This is a genomic window from Actinosynnema sp. NPDC004786 (genome assembly GCF_053601135.1).
In genome coordinates, this window is the sequence record NZ_JBSGBG010000008.1 from 20,194 (window position 1) to 41,220 (window position 21,027).

General features: G+C 75.9%; 17 protein-coding genes. 8 read left to right on the plus strand and 9 right to left on the minus strand.

Features of this window, described 5'->3' with window-relative positions; translation table 11 throughout:
* Positions 1 to 304: 304 nt before the first annotated feature.
* From ACWEFJ_RS09130 to ACWEFJ_RS09155, 6 genes are all read left to right on the plus strand, one after another.
* Positions 305 to 1,882, plus strand: a complete 1,578-nt coding sequence (locus ACWEFJ_RS09130; protein WP_449713390.1) for an ABC transporter substrate-binding protein — start codon at positions 305 to 307, stop codon at positions 1,880 to 1,882.
* The gene (locus ACWEFJ_RS09135) at positions 1,879 to 2,907 is read left to right on the plus strand and encodes an ABC transporter permease (protein ID WP_378097300.1); all 1,029 of its coding nucleotides are present in this window, start codon (positions 1,879 to 1,881) and stop codon (positions 2,905 to 2,907) included. Before ACWEFJ_RS09130 ends, ACWEFJ_RS09135 begins: the two co-directional genes overlap by 4 nt.
* Positions 2,900 to 3,787 carry an ABC transporter permease gene (locus tag ACWEFJ_RS09140; RefSeq protein ID WP_378097303.1) on the plus strand — a complete coding sequence of 296 codons (888 nt, stop codon included), beginning with the start codon at positions 2,900 to 2,902 and terminating at the stop codon, positions 3,785 to 3,787. Before ACWEFJ_RS09135 ends, ACWEFJ_RS09140 begins: the two co-directional genes overlap by 8 nt.
* Positions 3,781 to 4,719 (plus strand): ABC transporter ATP-binding protein, encoded by a 939-nt coding sequence (locus tag ACWEFJ_RS09145; RefSeq protein ID WP_449713391.1) that lies wholly within the window; start codon positions 3,781 to 3,783, stop codon positions 4,717 to 4,719. The genes ACWEFJ_RS09140 and ACWEFJ_RS09145 overlap by 7 nt, the downstream gene beginning before the upstream one ends.
* Positions 4,701 to 5,363: an ABC transporter ATP-binding protein gene (locus ACWEFJ_RS09150; RefSeq protein ID WP_449713392.1), complete on the plus strand. Its 663-nt coding sequence runs from the start codon at positions 4,701 to 4,703 to the stop codon at positions 5,361 to 5,363. The genes ACWEFJ_RS09145 and ACWEFJ_RS09150 overlap by 19 nt, the downstream gene beginning before the upstream one ends.
* Before the next feature lie 437 nt (positions 5,364 to 5,800).
* A complete protein-coding gene (locus ACWEFJ_RS09155; protein ID WP_449713393.1) occupies positions 5,801 to 6,877 on the plus strand; it encodes a pyridoxal-phosphate dependent enzyme in 1,077 nt (358 codons plus the stop codon).
* On the opposite strand, the gene ACWEFJ_RS09160 is transcribed toward ACWEFJ_RS09155, so the two are convergent.
* Both ACWEFJ_RS09160 and ACWEFJ_RS09165 read right to left on the minus strand, forming a co-directional pair.
* Positions 6,856 to 7,401, minus strand: coding sequence for a vitamin K epoxide reductase family protein (locus ACWEFJ_RS09160; protein WP_378093366.1), 546 nt, complete (start codon positions 7,399 to 7,401; stop codon positions 6,856 to 6,858). The two genes, ACWEFJ_RS09155 and ACWEFJ_RS09160, sit on opposite strands and share 22 nt — an antisense overlap.
* Positions 7,398 to 8,135, minus strand: a complete 738-nt coding sequence (locus ACWEFJ_RS09165) for a DsbA family protein (RefSeq protein ID WP_449713394.1) — start codon at positions 8,133 to 8,135, stop codon at positions 7,398 to 7,400. The genes ACWEFJ_RS09160 and ACWEFJ_RS09165 overlap by 4 nt, the downstream gene beginning before the upstream one ends.
* A gap of 197 nt (positions 8,136 to 8,332) precedes the next feature.
* Between ACWEFJ_RS09165 and ACWEFJ_RS09170 the strand changes: the two genes are divergently transcribed.
* Positions 8,333 to 8,887: a sigma-70 family RNA polymerase sigma factor gene (locus ACWEFJ_RS09170; RefSeq protein WP_378093362.1), complete on the plus strand. Its 555-nt coding sequence runs from the start codon at positions 8,333 to 8,335 to the stop codon at positions 8,885 to 8,887.
* 343 nt (positions 8,888 to 9,230) lie between these two features.
* Complete coding sequence (locus ACWEFJ_RS09175) at positions 9,231 to 9,992, plus strand: zf-HC2 domain-containing protein (RefSeq protein ID WP_449713395.1); 762 nt, start codon at positions 9,231 to 9,233, stop codon at positions 9,990 to 9,992.
* 79 nt (positions 9,993 to 10,071) lie between these two features.
* On the opposite strand, the gene ACWEFJ_RS09180 is transcribed toward ACWEFJ_RS09175, so the two are convergent.
* The 7 genes from ACWEFJ_RS09180 to ACWEFJ_RS09210 all read right to left on the minus strand — a co-directional run bounded on the left by ACWEFJ_RS09180 (position 10,072) and on the right by ACWEFJ_RS09210 (position 20,981).
* A complete protein-coding gene (locus ACWEFJ_RS09180) occupies positions 10,072 to 11,199 on the minus strand; it encodes a thiopeptide maturation pyridine synthase (protein WP_449713396.1) in 1,128 nt (375 codons plus the stop codon).
* Positions 11,196 to 12,476 carry a lantibiotic dehydratase C-terminal domain-containing protein gene (locus tag ACWEFJ_RS09185; RefSeq protein ID WP_449713397.1) on the minus strand — a complete coding sequence of 427 codons (1,281 nt, stop codon included), beginning with the start codon at positions 12,474 to 12,476 and terminating at the stop codon, positions 11,196 to 11,198. The genes ACWEFJ_RS09180 and ACWEFJ_RS09185 overlap by 4 nt, the downstream gene beginning before the upstream one ends.
* A complete protein-coding gene (locus ACWEFJ_RS09190; RefSeq protein ID WP_449713398.1) occupies positions 12,469 to 14,949 on the minus strand; it encodes a lantibiotic dehydratase in 2,481 nt (826 codons plus the stop codon). Before ACWEFJ_RS09190 ends, ACWEFJ_RS09185 begins: the two co-directional genes overlap by 8 nt.
* Before the next feature lie 81 nt (positions 14,950 to 15,030).
* Positions 15,031 to 15,210: a hypothetical protein gene (locus tag ACWEFJ_RS09195; RefSeq protein ID WP_378093350.1), complete on the minus strand. Its 180-nt coding sequence runs from the start codon at positions 15,208 to 15,210 to the stop codon at positions 15,031 to 15,033.
* A gap of 222 nt (positions 15,211 to 15,432) precedes the next feature.
* The gene (locus ACWEFJ_RS09200; protein WP_449713399.1) at positions 15,433 to 16,890 is read right to left on the minus strand and encodes a SagB family peptide dehydrogenase; all 1,458 of its coding nucleotides are present in this window, start codon (positions 16,888 to 16,890) and stop codon (positions 15,433 to 15,435) included.
* Positions 16,891 to 16,906: 16 nt separating this feature from the next.
* Positions 16,907 to 18,742, minus strand: coding sequence for a TOMM precursor leader peptide-binding protein (locus tag ACWEFJ_RS09205; protein ID WP_449713400.1), 1,836 nt, complete (start codon positions 18,740 to 18,742; stop codon positions 16,907 to 16,909).
* Positions 18,743 to 19,178: 436 nt separating this feature from the next.
* Positions 19,179 to 20,981: a hypothetical protein gene (locus tag ACWEFJ_RS09210; protein ID WP_449713401.1), complete on the minus strand. Its 1,803-nt coding sequence runs from the start codon at positions 20,979 to 20,981 to the stop codon at positions 19,179 to 19,181.
* Positions 20,982 to 21,027: the final 46 nt, after the last annotated feature.

Here is a 21,027-nt window from a genome sequence, read left to right on the forward strand (position 1 = left end):
CGCGGCCCGGGTGGGCGGTGCCGTGGCGCCGTCCACCCGAACCGGTCGCCGATCGCACGAGCCGGCCCGACGCCGGCCGCCGGGAGCGGTGCGGCTGGACACCCCCCACTCGGCCGTGTGCGGCTCACCGGGATGCCGCCCGGCGGCGAGGCAAGGGCCGCTCACCGGGGCAAGGGCCGACAAGCCGAACCACCGGTGTGATGTCCGTGACCACCGCCAACGCGAAGATCGGCCTTGCTGTTGCAACTGACTTGCTGTTAGCTGCGAATGGCAATAGTTGACCTTCCCTGCCGAGGTGATGTGCGTGCGACGGCTGCTGATCGGTGTCGTGGTGGCGGTCGCGCTGGCCGCCGGGTGCACGTCGCCCGACGGCGGCGGGGCGGGCGACGACGGGCGGTCGATCGTGATCGGGGCGGGCGGCGAGCCGGAGAACCTGAACCCGATCCTGGGTTACGCGCCCGACGGCGCGTCGAAGGTCTTCGACGGCCTGGTGGCCCGCGACGCCCGCCTGCACCTGGTGCCCGGCCTCGCGCGGGAGGTGCCGACGGTCTCGGCGGACGGGCTCACCTGGACCGCCACCCTGCGCGAGGGCGTCACGTTCACCGACGGCACGCCGCTGTCCGCCCAGGACGTGGTGTTCACCTACCGCGCCGTGCTGGACGGCGACAACGGCTCCACCATCGCGTCGCGGTTCGACGCCGTGGCCGACGTGACCGCGCCCGACGACCGGACCGTGGTGTTCCGCCTGTCCTACCCGTACGCGCCCTTCGCGCAGCAGCTCACCCTGGGCATCGTCCCGCGCAAGGCGTTCGACGGCGTGGACGTCGACAGCGCGCCGTTCAACACCGCCCCGATCGGCACCGGCCCGTACACCGTGGCGGAGTGGCGCAAGGGCGACCGGATCGTGCTCGAGGCCAACGAGGGCTACTGGGGCGGCGCGCCCGCGATCAAGACCGTGACCGTGGTGTTCGTGCCCGACGACAACGCCCGCGCCACGCGGATGGCGGCCGGGGAGTTCGACGGCACGGTGCTGCCGCCCAAGCTGGTGAAGTCCTACGCCGACCGGCCGGGCTACCGGGTCGTGCGCAACCCGTCCGCCGACTACCGCGGCCTCGGCCTGCCGTCCGAGCTGCCGTTCACCTCCGACCCGCGGGTGCGGCGGGCGATCAACCTCGCGCTCGACCGGCAGGCGATGATCGACGCCGTGCTCGCGGGCGCGGGCAAGCCGGCCGCGACGCCGATCTCGCCGCACCTGGCCGACTGGTACGACCCGATCGCCACGTTCCCGCACGACCCGGCCGAAGCCGGGCGGCTGCTGGACGAGGCGGGCTGGCGCAAGGGCCCGGACGGCGCCCGCTCGAAGGACGGGCAGCCCGCCCGGTTGCCGATCCTGTACCCGGCGGCGGACGTGCTGCGCAAGGAGCTGGCGCTGGCGACCGCGAGCGACATCGCGAAGCTGGGCGTGGACGCGCCGGTCGAGGCGACGACGTTCGAGCTGATGGTGCAGCGGCAGCGGGAGGCGGCGAGCGTCTGGGGCGGCGGCGACCCGTACGACCCGGACACGGCGGCCTACACGCTGCTGCACTCCCGGTACGCCGGCGCGCCCGGCTACGTGAACATGACGCTCTACCGCAACCCCGCCGTGGACCGGGCGCTGGACGCCGGGCGGCAGAGCACGGACCCGGCCACGCGCAAGCTGGCCTACGCCGACCTCCAGCGCGCCTACACCGCCGACCCGGCCTGGGCGTTCCTGGTGTTCCTCGACCACACCTACGTGCTGCGGGACCGGTGGGACGGCCAGGTCGAGCAGGTCGAGCCGCACGACCACGGCCTCGTGCACGCCGTGTGGTGGAACCTCGAGCGCTGGACGCCCAAGCCGTGACCACGACCCCGGTGGCGGCGACCCCGGCGAAGTCCGCGCGGAAGCGCCGCCGCGGTCGCGCGGTCGGCCTGCTGGTGCTGCGCCGGCTCGGGTTCGCGGTCCTGGTGGTGCCGCTGGTCGGGTTCGCGCTGTTCGTGCTGGCCAAGGCGTCGCCGTTCGACCCGGTCGAGCGCTACTTCGGGGTGCGGATCATCGGCGCGTCGCCGGAACGGGTCGCCCTGGTGCGGGAGAGCTGGGGCGTCGACCGGCCGGTGGTGGAGCAGTACCTGGCGTGGTTGCGGCACGCGGTCACCGGCGACTTCGGCGACTCGCTGTCGCTGCGGCAGCCGGTGGCGCAGGTGATCGGGGAGCGGCTCGGCTGGTCGGTGCTCCTGGTCTCGCTCGCGTTCGCGCTGGCCCTGCTGCTGGGGCTGGTGCTCGGCACGCTGGCGGCGTGGCGGCAGGGCGGGTGGCTGGACCGGTCGATCACGGCGGTGGCCTACGTGCTGGAGGCCGCGCCGGTGTTCTGGCTCGGCCTGGCCGCGCTGTCCGTGTTCGCGCTCGAACTGCGGTGGCTGCCCGGCGGCGGGCTCACCGACCCCGGCGCGGAACTCGGCGTCGGCCAGGTCGCCCGGCACCTGGTGCTGCCGGTGTCGGTGCTCGCGCTCTCGCACGCGCCCTGGTACGTGCTGTTCGTCCGGCAGGGCCTGCTGGAGTCGTTCACCTCGGACCACGTGATCGGGGCGCGGTCGCGCGGCCTGCCCGACCACCTGGTGGTGTCCGGGCACGCGTTGCGCACGTCCCTGCTGCCGTTCCTGACCCTGCTGGGCGCGCGGCTGCCCGAGCTGATCACCGGGGCGCTGCTGGTGGAGACCGTGTTCTCGTGGCCCGGCATCGCCCGCGCGACCGTGGACGCCGCGCTGGACGTGGACTTCGCGCTGCTGGGCGCGCTCACCGTGCTGGCCACGGCGGTGGTGCTGCTCGGCAACCTGCTCGCCGACGTGCTGTACGCGTTGGCCGATCCGAGGGTGGGCCTGGATGGTTGACAGCCGGGTGTGGCGGCCGGCGCCGCGGTCACGCGTCGCCGCCGCGAGCACGAACCGGTCACCGCGGCGGCGGCTGGTGCCCGCCGCGGTCGTGCTGGGCGTCCTGGTCACGGCGGCGCTGGTGGTGCCGCTCGTGGTGGACCTCAACCAGCAGCACGTGGACCTCGCGTCGGCCTCCCTGCCGCCGTCGCCGGCGCACCCGTTCGGCACCGACGAACTGGGCCGGGACGTGCTGTTGCGCTGCGTCTACGCGTTGCGGGTGTCCCTGGGCGTCGGGTTGTTCGCCGCGCTGATCTCGTCCGTGGTCGGCACGGCCGTGGGCGCGCTCGCGGGCGCGGTCGGCGGTTGGCTGGACCGCGTGCTGATGCGGCTGGTCGACGCGGTGGCGTCGGTGCCGCACCTGCTGCTCGGGATCGTGATCGTGGCGGTGCTGCGGCCCAGCCTGACCGCCGTGGTGATCTCGATCGGCCTGACGCACTGGCTGACCTCGGCACGGATCGCGCGCTCGGAGATCCTGTCGCTCCGCGGCCGCCCGTTCGTGGACGCCGCGGTCGTCGGCGGCTCGTCCCGCACCCGCGTGCTCGTCCGGCACCTGCTGCCGAACATCGCGCCCCAGGTGCTGCTCGCCACCACGTTGATGGTGCCGCACGCGGTGTGGCACGAGACCGCGTTGTCGTTCCTCGGGTTGGGGCTGCCGCCGCACTCCGCCAGCATCGGCAACATGATCAACGACGCGCAGCGGTCGCTGCTCTCCGGCGGCTGGTGGATGTCGCTCGCGCCGGGCGTCGTCCTCGTCGCCGCCACGCTCGCCGTGTCCGGGCTGAGCGGGGTGTGGCGGGACCGGCTCAACCCCCGGCGCAGGTCGGAGCTGTCGTGGTGACCGAATTGGTGCTCGACCGGGTGTCCGTGCGGTTCCGCCTGCCCGGCGCGACCGTCGCGGCCGTGGACGGCGTGTCGTTGCGGGTGCGGCCGGGCGAGTGCGTCGCGCTCGTCGGCGAGAGCGGCTGCGGCAAGAGCGTGCTGGCCAACGCGCTGCTGGGCTTCCTGCCCGGCAACGCCCAGACCTCCGGGACGGCCACCCTGACCGGCGACGGGCCGCCGCTGGACCTGCTCGGCACGTCCGACGCGGTGCTCGCCCGCACGGTCCGCGGCCGGCGCATCGGCCTGGTCCCGCAGAGCCCGGCGGCCCACCTCACCCCCGTGCGCACGGCTCGCGCCCAGCTCGAAGAGGTGGTGCGGGTGCACCACCCGGACGACCCCTCGCCGCGCGACCGGGCCCACCGCGTCGCCGCCCGCGCCGGCCTCTCCCCCGACGACCTCGACCGGTACCCGCACGAGCTGTCCGGCGGCATGGCGCAACGCGTCGCCAACGCGCTCGCGCTGGTCGGGGACCCGTGGCTGCTGATCGCCGACGAGCCCACCACCGGCCTCGACCGGCACCTGGTCGACGGCCTGATCGAGGAGTTCCGCCGCATGGTCGCCGACGGCCGCGCCGTCCTGCTCATCACGCACGACCTGGCCGCCGCCCAGCGCGTCGCCGACCGGATCGCGGTCATGTACGCCGGGCGGGTCGTCGAGGTCGGGCCGGCGGGCGCGGTGCTCGACGCGCCGCGCCACCACTACAGCCGCGGCCTGGTCGACGCCCTGCCCGACCGCGCGTTCACCCCGGTCCCCGGCCAGCCGCCGCTGCTCACCGACCTGCCGCCGGGCTGCGCGTTCGCGCCGCGCTGCCGGCAGGCGGCCGCCGTGTGTGCCTCGCGCCCGACCCTCACCGACGGCGAGCACGCCGTCGCGTGCCACCTGCCGTGCTGACCGCCGACGCGATCACCGCCGGCTACGACCGCCGCCACCCGGTGCTCACGGACTTCAGCCTGACCGTCCACCCGGGACGGACGGTGGGCCTGGCCGGTCCGAGCGGCAGCGGCAAGTCGACGCTGGCCCGCGTGCTGGCCCTGCTGCACCGGCCGTTCGCCGGGGTCGTGCGCCTCGAGGGCGTGCCCGTGACCGGCTACCGGCACCGCGCGCCGCGGGCCACGCGCACCCGCATCGGCGTCCTGTTCCAGCAGCCGCGCCTGTCGGTCGACCCGCGGCTGACGCTGCGGGCGGCCATCGCCGAACCGCTGCGCGCCAACGGCCGCCCGGTCGACGCCGTGGAGGAACTGGCCGACCTGGTGATGCTGACGCCGGAACTGCTGCTCCGCCGCCCGCACGAGGTCAGCGACGGCCAGCTCCAACGCGCCTGCCTGGCCCGCGCCCTCGCGCTGCGCCCCGACTACCTGCTGTGCGACGAGATGACCACCATGCTCGACGCCTCCACCACCGCGGCACTCGTCGGGGTCATCCGCGACTACCAGCGGCGGACCGGCGCGGGCGTGCTCGCCGTCTCGCACGACGCCGTGCTGCTGGACCGCTGGGCCGACGACGTGGTGACCGTGGGCTCCCCCGCGGCCGGTTAGTTCGGCGGCATCCCGGAACCCGCCGACCTCGGCCGGCCGGATCGACGGCATCCCGGAACCGGCCGGCCGGACCGGCGGCGTCCGCGAACGGCCGGGCGGTGGCGGTCGGAGAACCCGCCGACGACCGCGACCCGCCCGAGCGGCGGCATCCGGAGCCCGCCGGGGACCGGACCGGCGGCGGGCGGGAACCCGCCCAACACGGCCGCATTCGGGAACCGGCCGAACAACACGGCCGGGCGGCGGCGTGCGGGAACCGGCCGGCCGGATCGGCACGCCCGGGAACCAGGCGGGGCCGGCCGACGACTTCTGTACCGGAGCGGTGGGGACCGCTCGCGGCAGCCGTGCCGCCCGACCCGGGAGGGCTACGACATGACCCCGACCCGCCTGGTCGCCTTACCGGCGACCGCCCGCCCGCGCGCGACCGGGAGCTGACCGCCGTGCGCGACCACGACACCCTGGCGCCACCGGTCCACGAGCACATCACCGACGCGGTCAAGACGCCGTCGCTGGTGCGGCTCACGCCGAACGTGGTGCTGATCCGGTTCGAGACCCTCAAGGTCTACGCCGCGCTGGGCGCGGTGCGCCACCTGCTGGACACCGGGGTGATCAGACCGGGGCAGACGGTCGTGGACAGCTCCAGCGGCATCTACGCCCTGGCGCTGGCCATGGCCTGCCACCGGTACGGCCTGCGCTGCCACATCGTCGCCTCCACCACGGTCAACGACACCATGCTCGCCCAGCTCGAGATCCTGGGCGTCACGGTGGACCGGATGCCGCCGTCGGACGACCTGCGGCTGGACCAGGACCGGCGCGTCGCCCGGGTGCGGGAGCTGCTGGCCCGCGACCCCGGGCTGCACTGGATGCGCCAGTACCACGACCCCGTGCACCACCTCGGGTACGCCGAGCTGGCCGACCTGCTGCGCCGCGCCCTGCCCGGCGAGACCCTGACCGTGGTGGGCAGCGTCGGCACGGGCGCGTCGACCGGCGGGCTGGCCACGGCGTTGCGGGCGCACGACCCGGACGTGCGGCTGGTCGGCGTGCAGCCGTTCGGCAGCGTCACGTTCGGCAGCGAGCGCTTCGCCGACCCGGACGCGATGATCGCGGGCATCGGCAGCGCCATCCACTTCGACAACGTGCGCCACGAGCTGTACGACCGCGTGCACTGGCTGGACTTCCAGCACGCCATGGCCGCCACCGTGGGCCTGCTGCGCGACCACGCCGTGTTCGCGGGCCTGTCCACCGGCGCGTCGCACCTGGTGGCGGTGTGGGAGGCCAGGCGCGCCGGCGACCGCACCCACGTGGTGATCGGCGCGGACACCGGCCACCGCTACACCGAGCGCGTGTTCGCCCGGCACCGCGAGGCCCTCGACCCGGCGCTGCTCGCGCCGGTCGAGATCGCCTCGCTGGACGAGCTGACGCCGCCGTGGGCCGCCATGGAGTGGGCCCGCAGGCCCCGCCGCCCCGTCCTGCCGGTCCAGGAGCGGCGGGTCGATCACCCGAGGCTCGTCCAGTAGTCCCAGAACGCCTGGAGCACCAGGCCGCAGATCACCGCGTACCACAGGACCAGCACGGCGCTGTGCACGCGGCGCAGCGGGGCGAGGGCGGGCCAGGTGTCCAGCGCGGTGTACCAGAACAGCGGGATGGTCACGACCCAGACCACCATGCAGTACGGGCACAGGGCGTGGATGTCGTACAGGCTGGCCGCGATCAGCCAGTGCACGAACACGACGCCGAGCAGGGCGCCGGCGTTGAGCGCGACCCGGTACCAGCGGGGCGGCCGGAAACCCGCGAGCACCGCGACGCCGGTCGTGACCACGACGGTGAACGCGGCGATGCCCAGCAGCGGGTTGGGGAACCCGAACGCCTCGGCCTGCGGGCTGTCCATCACCGAACCGCACGACACCACCGGGTTGAGCGAGCAGGTCGGCACGTAGGAGGGGTCGCGCAGCTTGGCGATCTTCTCCAGGGTCAGCGCCACCGCGGCGGCGAGCCCGAAACCGCCGCCGACGACCAGGAGCCAGGCGAGCCGGCGGCTCATCCGGCGGCCGCCAGCGCCGCGTCGAGCTTGCCGCGCATCTCGCGCTCGACCTCGGCGATCGTGCCCCCGGCCGGCTGGAACTTCTCGCCGTTGACGAAGAACGTCGGCGTGCTGCTCACCCCCAGCTCACGGCCGTCGGCGACGTCCCGGTCGATGATCTCCTGCACCTCGGGCGAGGCCACGTCGGCCCGGAACCGCGCCAGGTCGAGGCCGATGGCCGTGGCGAACTCCTCGAACTTCGCCGTGGCGCGGGGGAGGTCGTCGCTGGTGGACTGGCCGTCGACGGCCCACTGGTCGAAGCCGTCGTAGAGCGCGTGGTACATCTCGGCGAACTTGCCCTGCTTCCCGGCGGCCTCCGCGGCACGCGCGGCGGGCACCGCGAGCGGGTGCATCTGCAGCGGGAAGTTGCGCGTCACGAACGTGATGCGGCCCTGGTAGTCGCGCTCCAGCTCCTTGGTGATGTTGGCGTAGTAGGAGGCGCACGCCGGGCACTGGAAGTCCAGGAACTCCACCAGCGTGACCTTGTCGCCCTCCACTCTGGACAGCGTGTGCGCGCCCGCCGGGAACAACGCCTCCTTCGGCGCGGTGCCGCCCTCGTCGGAGCGGTTGAACAGCAGCACGCCGCCGATCACGAGCACCGCGACGAGGACGACCACGCCGGTGAGGATCGCGTTGAGGGACGGTCCGCGGCGGGCGGTCATCGGGTTGCGCTTGGCGCGGGTGCTGGGTGACATGGTCGCTGTGGTCCCTACTGGTTCGGTGGCGTGCTCGTGCACCAGTTAATCGGATGGTCTTCGGCGTGGATCGCGACTCGCGGCGCAGGTTCACCCGACCGGTTGAGGCCGCTGACCCGTTGGTCGTGCTCCACGTCCCAGTAGTCGGCCCGTTCGGCGTACGAGTTCCCGGTGGGGTGTGGTTACGATCCAAGATCGTGACGAACTCGGACGACGATGTGACGCGGTGGGCGCTGCGGGCCCGGTCCGGTGACCGGGAGGCGTTGGAGCGGTTCGTGCGCGCCACGCAGCGGGACGTGTGGCGGTTCGTCGCGCACCTCGCCGACGTGGGCGTGGCCGACGACCTGGCGCAGGAGACCTACGCGCGGGCGTTGGCGAGCCTGCGCGGGTTCGCGGGCCGGTCGTCGGCGCGGACGTGGCTGCTCGTGATCGCCCGCCGGGTGGTGGTCGACCAGGTCCGGATGGCCCGGTCGCGGCCCCGGCTGTCGCCGGGCGCGGACTGGTCGCGGGAGGCGGACCGCAAGGCCGTGGACGCCGGGTTCGAGGACGCGGTCGCGGTGAACCTGCTGCTCGACGCCCTGGACCCGGACCGCCGGGAGGCGTTGGTGCTGACCCAGGTGCTGGGCCTGTCCTACGCCGAGGCCGCCGACGTCGTCGGCTGCCCGATCGGCACGATCCGGTCCCGCGTCGCCCGCGCCCGCGAGGACCTGCTCCGCGCGACCGCCGACGACACGGCGACCGACGTGGGCTGAGCGCGGCCCGACCCCCGAACGGACGCGGCCGGGGACGAACGGCGGCCGACGTCCGATGGACCGTCGCGCCCACGCGCCCCCGGCAGGGCGGTGATGATCGCCGATCCCGGCGGGCGGGGGTTGATCGCCAGGCCCGTCCGCCGGGTCGATCGGCGGGCACCGGGAGCGGGTGCGGAACCGCACCCGGCGGGCTGGTCAATCGGCGGGCGGGGTCGATCAGCGGACCCGGCGGACGGGTCCGCCACCGGGCACCGGGAGCGGGTCGCCCACCGGGTCCGGCGGGCGTGGTCGATCGGTGCGGGTGGTCGGGAACTTTCGGCGGGGTGCGGGCGACAATCTCCACGTGGACTGCGACACCTGCCGCGAAGCCGTCTCGGCCCGCGCCGACGGCGAAGCCGAACCCGTGCCCGCCGAGGACACCGACGCGCACCTCGCCACCTGCGCCGAGTGCCGCCGGTGGCAGGAGGACGCCGCCGCGCTCACCCGCGCCCTGCGCGTCCGACCCGCCGCCGACGTCCCCGACCTCGTGGCGGACGTGCTCGCGGCCGTGCCGCCCACCCCGCCTACGGCGCGGACCCGCGGTTGGTCGTGGCGGATGGGCCTGGCCGGGGTCGCGGTCGCCCAGCTCACCCTCGGCATGGCGCAGGTGTTCGGCGTGAACACCGCCGACGACCACGCCGGGCACCCCGCCGGCGAACCGGTGTCGGCGCACCTGTTCAACGAGAGCACCGCGTGGAACCTCGCGCTCGGCCTCGGTCTGCTCTGGACCGCGCTGCGCCCCCGGGCCGCCTCGGGCATGCTCCCGGTGACGGCGGCGTTCGTCGCCGTGCTCGTGCCGTTCTCGGTGAACGACCTCCTCACCGGGGCGGTCGGGGTCTCCCGGATCACGTCGCACGCGTTCCTCCTGCTGGGCCTGGCGCTGCTCGTCCTCGTCCACCGCGGCCACCGCACCCCCGGCGACGGCACACCCACCACCGCCGCGCCGGACCGGCCCGACGTCCACGACTCCGCCGGGACCGACACCGGGACCGACGCCGGGCCGGACACCGACACACCCGGCGGCTGGCGGCACCTGCGACCCGTCAGCCGCAGACGGGCCGCCTGACCCCCGCGGCGTTCACCGCACCCGGCGGCCGGCGGGGACGAGCCGTCGTGCCGCTCATCCCGGTGTCCGGGCGGGCGCGCTACCGGGCGTCGTCGGGGTGGGATTCCACGAAGGCGCGGATCCGGTCGACGGCGGAGACGCCGTGCAGCTCCTCGACCGCGTTCGCGGCGGCGTGGCAGGTGCGGAACCGCTGGACCGGGGTCAGGCCGAGCCGGTTCACCTGCAGGTAGGCGCAGTTGAGCAGGAAGCGGTAGCGCAGGAAGTTCGGGTGGCGGAAGACGGTCTCGCGGTAGGCGCGGTTGCCGAACATCATCGCGTGCATCGGCGCGCGCGGCTTCACGGCGGGCGCGTCGGCGGGCAGCGGGGGGAAGACCAGGCCCTCGGCCACGAGCGGGTCGACCCGGTGGCCGTACTGCCGGCACAGCGCGGCCCAGTGGCGGGCGAACGGGGTCGCGTGACCGGTCCCGTCCAACGCGGCCAGCACGGACCGCGTCCGGTCGAGCAGCGCGTCGCGGCGGGACTCGTAGTGCGCGTCGAACCTCGCGCGGACGGCTTCCGGGTCGTTGCACGAGTACAGGAACCCCTCGGCGTGCGAGCGGTACGACGCGAAGCCGCGGGTGATCGACCCGCACGCGGTGACCGTGGTCGCGAGCATCAGTTCCAGCGCGACCAGTTCCTTGTCGTCGGTCCCGGCGCGGACGCGGTCGAGCATCGCGAACAGCAGCGGCGCGCTGTCGGAGGCGAACTCGGCCATCAGCTCCGCCGTTCGCGGGCTGCGGATCACGTGGGACCGGTCGTCGCAGGGCTGCTCGTGGATGGTGTTGTCGGGGAACCACGGGACGAGCGGCCCGTGCTCGCGTTCGCGTGCGGCGAGGAGCCGGTGCTGGGCGAGGTGACGTTCGACGTCGAGGTCGGCGGTGGAGGGGTGCCGGGCGAGGTAGTCGCCGATCACGGCCTCGACGCGCGGCAGGACGACGTCGGTCCACGTGCGCCGGTCGGTCTTGGCGAACAGGCGCAGGTGCGGCCCTCGCCGCCAGTGCGGGGCCAGGTGGAGGCCCTTCACCAGGGGGCGCAGCTCGGCGAAGAGGGGGCGGACGGCGTCCAGGATCAGGTCGTCCTTGTCGGGGTCGTAGTAGTAGACGTGCACGCAGTGCCACGCGGTGCGGGTGTCGGTGTTCGGGTCGGCGGGTTCGGTCTTGACGGTCACAGCGTGGCCACCTCGTCGTGGAGTCCGGACAGGGTTCGGGCGGTGAGCCAGGCCAGCCGCGCTTCGGTGGCGGACGACAGGCCGAGCCGGTTGCACAGCAGGTGCGTGCAGCGCAGGACGACGTGCGCGACGACCGGGTCGTCGGGGTGCAGCGCGCGGGCCAGGCCGCTGAACGGCGACAACGCGTCCACGGGCGCGAACTCCCCGCGCGCCCGCAGGCCGGTCAGGGTGGTGTGGAGGGCGCTGATCGAGGCCCACCACGCGGCGAGGGGGTCGGTGGGCGCGTGCTCTGCCCGCTGCGCCGGAACGGAGCCGACCGGCGCGGACCCTGGCGGCACGGATTCCGGCGGCACGGATTCCGGCGGCGCGGAACCGGGCGGTGGCGAACCGGGAGGCTCGGGCAGCACGGACCCTGGCGGCAGCGAACCAGGAGGCGCGAGGCCGGCCGGACCGGCCCCAGGTGGTCCGGACTCGGCCGAAGCGCGGTCGAGTGCCGTGGAGGCCGGTGCCGTGAGGCCGGGTGGTGCGAGGCGGGGTGGCGTGAGGTCGGGTGGTGCGAGGCGGGGTGGCGTGAGGTCGGGTGGTGTGAGGTCGGGAGCGGGACGGGGTGGTGGGTCGGCGGAGGCGTGGGACCACAGTCGTCGGGTTTGGGTGAGCAGGTCGTCCCGGCGTTCCCCGGTCGACTGCCGCCACGTGTTCGCCGCGGCGAACCGGGCGGCCGCGCGGTCCAGGTCCGGTTCGCACGCGGCGACCGCCAGGGTCAGCATGGCGAGCGCGGCGGCAGCGCGGCGGTCGGGCGGTGCGCTCAGCAGCCGCACGGCGATGCGGCTGGACTCGGTGAAGTGCCGTTCGACCGCGTGCAGCGCACGACCCCTGCCGTACGCGTGGTGCTCGGGCTCGTAGGCGGTGAACTCCAGCGTGTCGACCGGCCGCAGGCGGCGGTCCCACGTGGTCAGGCGCTCGCCCGCCGCGCGTCGCCACGCGACGCTCTCGTACTCGCGTTGCGACCAGTCGTCCCGTGGCGAGGGGTGGTCGACCAGGTGGTGCGCGCACCGGCGCGCCACGGCCGCCCGGATCGCACCGGCGGGAGCCGCGGCCCGCAGGCGGACCCGCACGTGCGGTCCGCCTTCCCAGTAGCGGAGGAAGAACCAGTCCTCCACGTGCCCGGCGCGGGCCAGTTCCTCGCACAGCGGGGCCACCGCGCGGGTCACGAGCAGGTCCTGGTCGCCGCGGTGGAAGACGTGCGCGCCCACCCAGTCGCGCGTCGGCTCAGCCATGCCGGTCCGTCGCGGTCAGCTCGAAGACGTACTCGGTGACGCGTTGCCCGTGCTCCCCGTGCCACGGCGCGTCGGCCGGGTCGGGCAGGGCTTCCTCGAACACGACGTCGGCGTCGCCGTGCCGGGGCAGGGACGGCAGCAGGAACCAGTCGGCGAAGTCGACGAACACCGGCTTGCGCGCCGGGTCGCGCCGACCGGTGGCGCGGACGAAGCAGCGCCGCGGGATGCCGTGCCGAGCCCGCCACCGGGCGAGCGCGAGCAGGAAGTCCGCGTCCGACCGGCCCTTCGCCGGGGACGGCACGTCGGCGGCGGGCACGCGCCACCCGGCACGGGCCAGCACCACCCGGCCCACCTCCAGCCGCGGCCTGCGCCGCACGCCGTCCACCGCCGGACGCCAGCCCACGTCGTCCCAGTGCGGCACGGGCGCGAGCGCGGTCTGCGGTTCGCCGAACGCCGCCACCAGGAACCGCAACGCCGGTGGCAGCAGTGCCGCCGCGAGCAGGCCCAGGGCCAGCGGGCGCACCTCGCGACCGCGACCGTCGCACAGCAGGAGCCGATCGCCGGTCCGGTCGTGCCGGACGTGCAGGTCGGGCAGTGACAGCGAGCACCCGTCGGGGCGCTCGCCGCCGGGGTAGTCGATGGCGTGCGGCACTGCGGGGACGCGTTGGTTGAGCTGTGAGCGGAAGGCGGCCCGGCACTCGGCGAGCACGACGTCCGGCCCGTCCTCGGCCGGCGTGCGGACCGGCGTCGGGTGCCCGGCCGCGTCGAGCAGGTGCTCGATCCGCGTGATGCCCCAGCCGTAGCCGGTGCGCACGGCGTTGAGCACGAACCGCGGCCCGTCCGGACCCGGCAGCTCCTGGCCGTAGCAGCACACCGATCGGGGTGCGCGCACGTGCGCGGGCCAGGACGCGGCGAGCTTCGCGAGCACCTGCGGGTCGACCGACACCGTGTCCCGCGCGTCGTCGCCGTACAGCCCGGCGACGACCGAGCGCCCGAGGTCGGCGGGCGGCGCGTCGCCGGGGTCGGGGCACGTGCGGTACTCGCGGTACAGCCGCAGGAACGACACCCGCGCGCCGGGGTCGTACCGGTCGCGGAAGAACGCGGCCAGCCGCTGCTTGACCGGCAGCGAGCGGTCCAGCGCGCCGAGGAAGCCGCGCACCGCCTCCAGGTCGTCCAGCACCGGCCGCCACCGGTCGCGCGAGCACTCGACCACCGGCCGGGGCAGCACGGCGTTCTCCAGCAGCACGGCGCGGCGTGGCCGCCACGGCGCCCGGCCCAGGTCGACGAGCAGTCCGTCCAGGGTGGACCGGACCTGGCGGAGCCGTTCGGCGCGTTCCGCCGCCGTGGTCAACCCGCCGTAGCCGACCACCGCCGACCGCAGGTCGCGCAACCGCCGGGGCCACGGCGAGCCGGGCGCGTGCGCGTCGACCCACCGCGCGAGGTGGTCGAGCGGGTCGCCCGACCGGTCCGGGAACGGCCGCAGCGCCTCCAGCAGCCCCAGGTCGAGCAGCCCGGCCACGTACCCGTCCGCGCCGGGGTCGGCGAGGCGCCGGGTCAACGACCCGACGGTGGGGTCCGGCGCGGTGCGCACGAAGTGCAGCACCTCCCGCGTCGCGCCCGACTCGGCGACGGACACGACCGGCTCGCCCGCGCCCGCGCCGAGGAACCGCAGCCGACCGCCCTCCCGCTCGACCGAGGGGTTGACCCGCAGCCCCACGTGCTCGCGCAGCGGCCCGGTCAGCCCGGACCACAGCTCCAGCACGGCGGCGCGGTCCAGCTCCGGCACGCCGCACCAGGCGAGGTCGCCGGACAGTCGCGCGGGCGGTCCCCCGCTCCCCCACCGCCCCAGCCCGCTCAGCGCGAACGACCCGTACGGGGTCGGTTTGCCCACCGCGCGGGCGAGGTACTTCGCCAGGCCCGCGAGGGTCCGCGCGCGCGGCGTCGGCGCGGCCGGGTCGTCCAGCCACCGCCGCACCGCCGCGGACAGGTCGGGGCTGCCCAGCGCCAGGGCGAACCGGAACGCGTCCCGCCTCGCCGCCACCCGCAACGCCTCCCGCGCGGCCGCCCGGTCGGCGGCCAACCGCGACGGCACCCGCGCCGTCAACTCCGCCGCGCGCTCGGACTCACGGGCCCACCGCTCCACGCGGACCCGGAGGTCCCCGGGCAGGGCCCGGCGCGCCGCCCACACCCGTCCGGTGGGCCGCCGGCCCCGGAACACGGCCCGCCGCAACGCGACCAGCAGCGGCCGGTCGTCGTCCGCGCGGTCGCCGATCACCTCGTGCAGGAGGTCGGACAACGCCGTTCCCTCGTCCCGCAACCACTGCGCCAGCGCCACGACCTCCTCCGCCGCGGCCCACGCGCGCTCGCACCGCAGCGCTTCGAGGTCGGCGACGGGCGCGCCGCCGACGCGCACGCCGAACACGTCGGCCCGGGCGCGGACCGGATCCGCGCCCGGGGAAGCGTTGTCGGGCACTGTTCCCTCCACTGGGGACGTCCGGGGCGAGGGGTGCGGGCGCCGAACCGGCACCCGCGCCCCAGGCACCCGCCGATCAGCTCATCGCAGGTCGTCGCAGTCGCAACTGCCCCCTCCCAGGTCGCAGTCGCCTTCACAGGACGCGCCGAGTTCGGTGGCCCCGTACCCCAGCGTCAGGTGCTCCGGGCCCGCGGCCGGAACGACACCGATCGACTCGACCTCCAGGTCGTCGAGGTTCAACGCAGGCTTCGGCACAGTCATCGCGGATCACTTCCCGTCGTGAGGATCATCGTTGTGCCCGAACGGTTTCCGGGCACGCCGCCCAGTGCACCACGGCCGATTCGGGGTGCGGGACCGAAACCACACGTGCGGGTAACGTCGACCGGTCCCGCGACCGCACACCGGGCCCGCGTCCGATCGCACGACGGCGGCGGCGCGTCACCTGTCCGTGGCATCGCCGACGTCGTCGTGCGTCACGCACGATCACCAGAGCGGCCCGGTCACCGTGCTGCCGGGTCGGGGCGTCCCCAGAAGCAGGAAGGACAGGCCGCGCAGCGGACCGCGCACGCCGAGCGCCGCGTCGGTGGCCGGGTTCGTGCCGTCGGAGTGGATGCGCGCGGCCAGGCCGAGCGCGGACGCGGCGAGCGTCGCGCGGTGCACGACCAGGCCCGCCTCGGCCTGCTGGAGCCGGTACCAGCGGTCGCCGAACGTGGTGCCGCCGGTCGCCTGGTCGCCCACGGGCACCACCGCGGCCGCCGCTTCCGGCAACGCCCACCGCGTGTTGGTCCGCAGCGCGGTGGTCCGGGCGTCGCCCGTGCCACCGGCCGCGACGAGCGCGTGGCGTCGGCGGTCGTACCGGTACGCGCCCGCGGGGACGCCCGTGACCCGCTGGACGAGCACGTGGGGCGTCACCGTCACCGGGGCCTCGTGGCAACCCGGCAGGTCGCCCGGATAACCGGCGGCGGCGTGCGCCAGGATCGCCGCCAACGCCCCCGCCGTGATGGGGCGGGGCAGGAAACCGGCCACCGGCGACGCCCTCCCGCGCAGCCCGTCGGCCACGCGCACGGCGTCGGGCGCGGGCAGCGGCACGACCGGGCCGGGGGGTTCGGGCGGGGGCTCGGGCAGCAGACCGGGCTGCGGCGCGGCGCAGGCCGCGTGGAGCGCGGTCAGGAGCGGCAACCGGTCGACCACGCTCGGCGGCGGGTCCTCCTCGCCGGTCACGGGCCGGCGCGGCGGTGCGCCGGACGAGACCGCCGCGCCGGACGCGCACGTGAACGCGGCGAGAACGCCTTCGCGCGTCGGGTCCAACCCGAGCAACCACTGGCACGCCGCGTCGTCGAACCGCAGGTGCACCGCGGTGTCGAGGCCGAGCACCCGGCCCAGGGCCAACGCCTGCGCCCCGAGCACGCCGATCTCCTGGCACTGCAACCGGTACGCGAACTCCCCGTACTTGAACCCGTTGCGCCAGAACACGGCGGTGAGCACCACCACGACGTCCGGCAGGTCCTCCGGCGGTCGGGTCAGCGCCGCCCGCAGCAGCGGCCGGTGGTCGCCCGGGCGGACGAGGTCGAGGGCGTGGTGCGCGGCGTCGTAGTGGTAGAGCCCGGCGGGTTCGGCGAGCGCGACGTACGCCTCGATCGGGTACAGCCCGCCGCCCGAGGGCGCGGGCCGCTTGAGCACCACCCTCGGCGTGCCGCCGGCGGACCACTCGGCCCTCGTCACGCCGAGCAGGCCGCGCAGCAGGTCGCCGGGCGGCGACGGGTCCCGCCACGGCAGCACGACCCGTCCGGTGGACCGGTAGCGCTTGTAGGTGGGCGGCGCGACGCGCCAGTCGACGTCCACCCGGCCGCGTGCGGCGAGGGCGTCGAGGTAGCGGCGGGTCGCCTCGCCCGGCGCGAAGGCGGGTTGCGACCCCGGTGCGATCAGTCGGGAACCGGACACGACGCCTCCGGGCAGGTCAGGGGAACGGGTGGGGGTGCGGGTTGACGTCCTCCGGCGGCAGGTCCGTCGCGCGGTGGCCCAGCAGGCGCGGCACCGAGGCCAGGCGGGGGATGCCGTGGGTGCGGCGGAACCCGTGGCCGAACGTCATCGGCAGCGTGCCCGGCACGATCACCTTGGCGGACGCGAAACCGCACGCCCGGTGCTCCGGTGTCGTGGTGTCGACCGCGAGCACGTCGAGCCCGGTGTCGAGGTAGCGGCGGACCAGCTCGGCCAGGTCGTCGCCGAGGTCGTGGTGGCGCGGCCAGGCGGCGTGCGCGGCGAGGTCGGCCAACGGCATCGGCGGCCGGTCGTGGTCAAGGAAGGACAGTCGCGGCGCGGTGCCCGGGTGGCCGTGGAGCAGGGCGTGGTCGGGCATCTCCCGGACCTCGTCGGGATCGGCGAGCAGGCGGGCCGCGCGGTCGAGGTCGAACCCGGCCATCCGGCGGCCGACGCCGGCCGCGGCGTCGATCAGGGCGGCGTGCAGCGCGCGTTCCGGGTCCGGGTGGGCGGCGGCGCCGCACCCGTGCCGGGGCACGCCCGGCCGCCGTTCCGCGTCGACCGCGAGCACCAGCACGGCGGGCACCCGCTGTTCCAGCGTGGTGGAGTAGGCCGTCACGGCGTAGCCCAGGCGTTGGCGGACGAACTCGGCGAGCACCGGGATGCGCCGGTCGCGGGCCGAGCCGAGGTCGAGCCGGGGCGCCGGCAGCCGGGCGTACCAGGTCATCAGGAACGCGTCGCGCTCGGCGATCTCCAACAGGCCGTGGAGGATCGCCTCCTCCGGCGAACCGCCCAGCGCGCACCCGTTGGAGCACTCGTAGGCCAGGCGGCGGTCGGGTGCGCCGGGCCGGCGGCCGTAGTAGGCGTGGCTCCGCGGCACGAGCACCGGTTCCGCGCGCCGGAACGAGTGGGCCCAGACCCAGGCCAGTTCCGCGCCGGGGTTGAAGCGGGCGAACGGGAATCCCGGTCGGTCGTACCAGTCGTCCGGGTAGAGGCCGAGGTCGCGCGGGTCGATCGCCCGGTCCGCGACCTGGTCGTAGGACGCCAGGACCGCGGTGCGGCGGCCGCGCGGGTGCGGGTTGCCGTACCGCTCCAGGGCTTCGGTGATCGCGGTCAGGCGGGCGGTGCGGAAATCGGCCGCCCGCCCGTAGCCGTGCCTGGTCGCGGACTCCAGGTGCGGTGGGCCGAGGCGGGCGGTCGCCGTGGGGATGCCGTGCGGCGACCCGTTGGCGCACGTGCCGATCAGGCCGGTCTCCGGGTCCACATAGGAGCGCTCCAGCTCGGTCCACCGGCCGTTCAGGGATGCGGTCCGGAACGTGCCGGGGTCCGGTTTGGGCAGTGGCCGGCGGTGGAGCCGGGCGGCCTGTGCGGTGTCGTCCGGCAGGTCGGCGCACCGGGGGCACAGCGGATCCGGCAGGAACGCGTGCCGGGTGAGCAGGCCGGTGTGCGGCGACCACCGCAGCACCGCGTTCCGGGTGCGGGGCCGGCCGCCGGGGCGGGTGAGGCGGTGCAGTTCGTCGGCCACGACGTCGGCGATGGCGTGCGCGGACACCGTCGTGACGAGAGGGGTCGGCGGGTCGTCGCCGAACTCGGCGCGCCACGCGGCCAGGCCGAGCCGGTCGGCGCGGTTGTGGTCGCGCCGCCGCCGTGCGCAGGTGTCGCAGCCGGGGGTGGCGGGCAGGACCACGGGGCCGATCAGCACGACCGGGCCGTCCACGTGGACCGGCAGCCACGGCGCGGTGGGCTCCGGGTCGCCGTGGCGGAATGCGGCCAGGGTCGCGTGGAGCAGCGGCGGGCCGGACACGCGCACGTGCACGGTGGCGGGTTGGGCGGCGGCAGGCGGTGGGCCAGGTCGGGGGACGGCAGGTGGGTCGGCGGGCGGGCCGGGGGTGGGAGGGCCGGCGGGCGATGCGGCGGCGAGCAGGGCGGCAGGTGGGCCGGGGGCAGGCGGGTGGGCCGGCCGCGTGGCGGCGGGTGGGCCGACGGCAGGCGGCGCGGCAGCGGGCAGTGCAGCGGCGGGCGGTGCAGCGGCAGGCGGCGCGGCGGCGGGTTGCGCGGCGGCGGGTTGCGCGGCGGTGGGTGGCCCGGAGGCAGGGGCGGCGGTGGGTGTCGCGGCGGCGGGCGAGGTGGTGGGCCGTGCGTCGGGTTGGGCGGCGGCGAGCGGGGTGTCGGGTTCGGTGGTGGGTGGTCGGGTGGTGGTACGCGTGGCGTCCGGGCGTGCGGTGGCGGGTGCGGTGGCGTTCGTCCGCAGGTCAGCGCTCATCGGCCACCACTCGCACCAGGCAGGGCACCAGGTCGCGCACCGCGTCGTCCGCCACCAGCGGCACGGCGAGGAGGAGCCGGCCGGCCCGGCGCAGGGCGGCGGCGAGCGCGTGGCAGCGGGGGTCGGCGGAGGGTGGCGCGTCCGTCTCGCCCTCGGCCCACCGGGTCACCGCCACGTCGTCCGACAGGTCGCACTGCCAGTGCAGCACGGCCCGTTCGAGCGCGTCCCGCAACGCCTCGGCGGCCGTGGTGGCGCACGAGGTGATCGTCGTGCCGGCCAACCGGAGCGCGAACGCGGGCACGCCGAGCACCCCGCCCAGGTCGACCGCGTGCACGGTCACGGCGGCGGCCCGCAGCAGTCGCCACAGGTCCGAGGCCCGCTCGTCGCCCACGACCCGCACCGCCGTGGGCAGGTCGCACGGCCGCCCCTCCCCCACCCGCGCGGCGACCAGCGCCTCGCAGTGCGCCCGGAGCCCGGCGGTGACGGCGTCGGCCCACGTCCGACCGGCCGCCACGCCGACCGGTGCCCGGTACGGCACCCGGAGCGCGACCGGCGCGACCGCGGACGTGCCGCCGGTCAGCAGGTCCGGCCGCTCCCCGCCCCGCGCGTCGACCAGGCTCGCGTAGGTCGCCAGGCCGGCCAGCGCGGCCCGCCACCGGGCCTGCTCCCGGTCGCCGCCCCACCCCGCGACCTCCGGGGCCGGGGCCCAGGCGGGCAGCGCCGACGCCGGGTCGGACACCGAGGCGCGGCACACCGCCAGCGGCACCTGGGGCAGGTCGTCCTCGTCCAACCGGCCCAGCACGCCGACCCGGTCGTCGACGAACCACCGGAGCCGGTCGTGGAACCCGTCGGCCGCCGCGTCCGGCCCCGCGCGCCCCGTCACGGCGTACGGCCGGGGCCGGTGCGCGCGCGAGGTCAGGTCGCGCAGGTCGATCCGCGTCAGCACCGGCTCCTCGTCCTCGGCGGCCCAGCCGGTCAGGTGCCGGAACGCCGCCAGCGCCACGTGCGCGGCGATCACGCCCGGCACCGGGCCGGTCAGCAGCCCCTCGTCCGGGCCGGGGTCACGCCAGGCACCGAGCCGGCGCCAGCAGGACGGGGCGCGGACCCGGTCCGGCGGGCCGACCGCCGTCACCCACGCCTCGTCGCCGCCCACCAGCACCTGCCCGAGCGGCACGTCCCACCGCGCGCCGTCCCGGGCGGCCGCCACGAGCGCGTCACGGCGGTCCGACACGCACAGCAGCAGGTCGGTCCCGGCTTCCCGGTCGAAGTCGACGCGCTGCGCGTCGTCGCGGGTCGCGGCCCGGGCGACCGCGCGCAGGGCGGTCACGTCGTCGTCCGTCCGGACCGACACCCGCCGCCACCCCGACCGCAGCCCCGCCGCGAGCAGCGCGGCCAGCACCGGCCCGCCGCCGCGGAGGGTGACGCGGGCCGACCGCAACCGCTCGAACCGGTGCTCGGCCGAGTCCGTCGCGTACCGGAGGAACGCGATCTCCGGCTCGTAGACCCGCAGCTCCTCCTCGGTGAGCGCGTGCGGCTCGTCGTCCACCGCGTCCACCAGCAGGTGCTGCTCGTGCAGCACGCGGACCAGGTGCTCGACCGCCGCCCGCTGGTCGGCCGACAGCGGGTCGACCAGGTCGCTCAGCGCGTGCTCGCCGGTGAGGAACGGGGCCAGCCGGTCCAGCCACTCGTAGCTCGTGGCGCCGGTCAGCGTGCAGGCGCCGGCGGAGCCGCGCACGTACACCCCGTCCGGGCTCCTCGCGTACCGGACATCGGCACGCAGCCGTGGACGCATTCCCGCACCTCCGCGCACTCGCCCGACGCCCCGCCCGGGTTCCGAA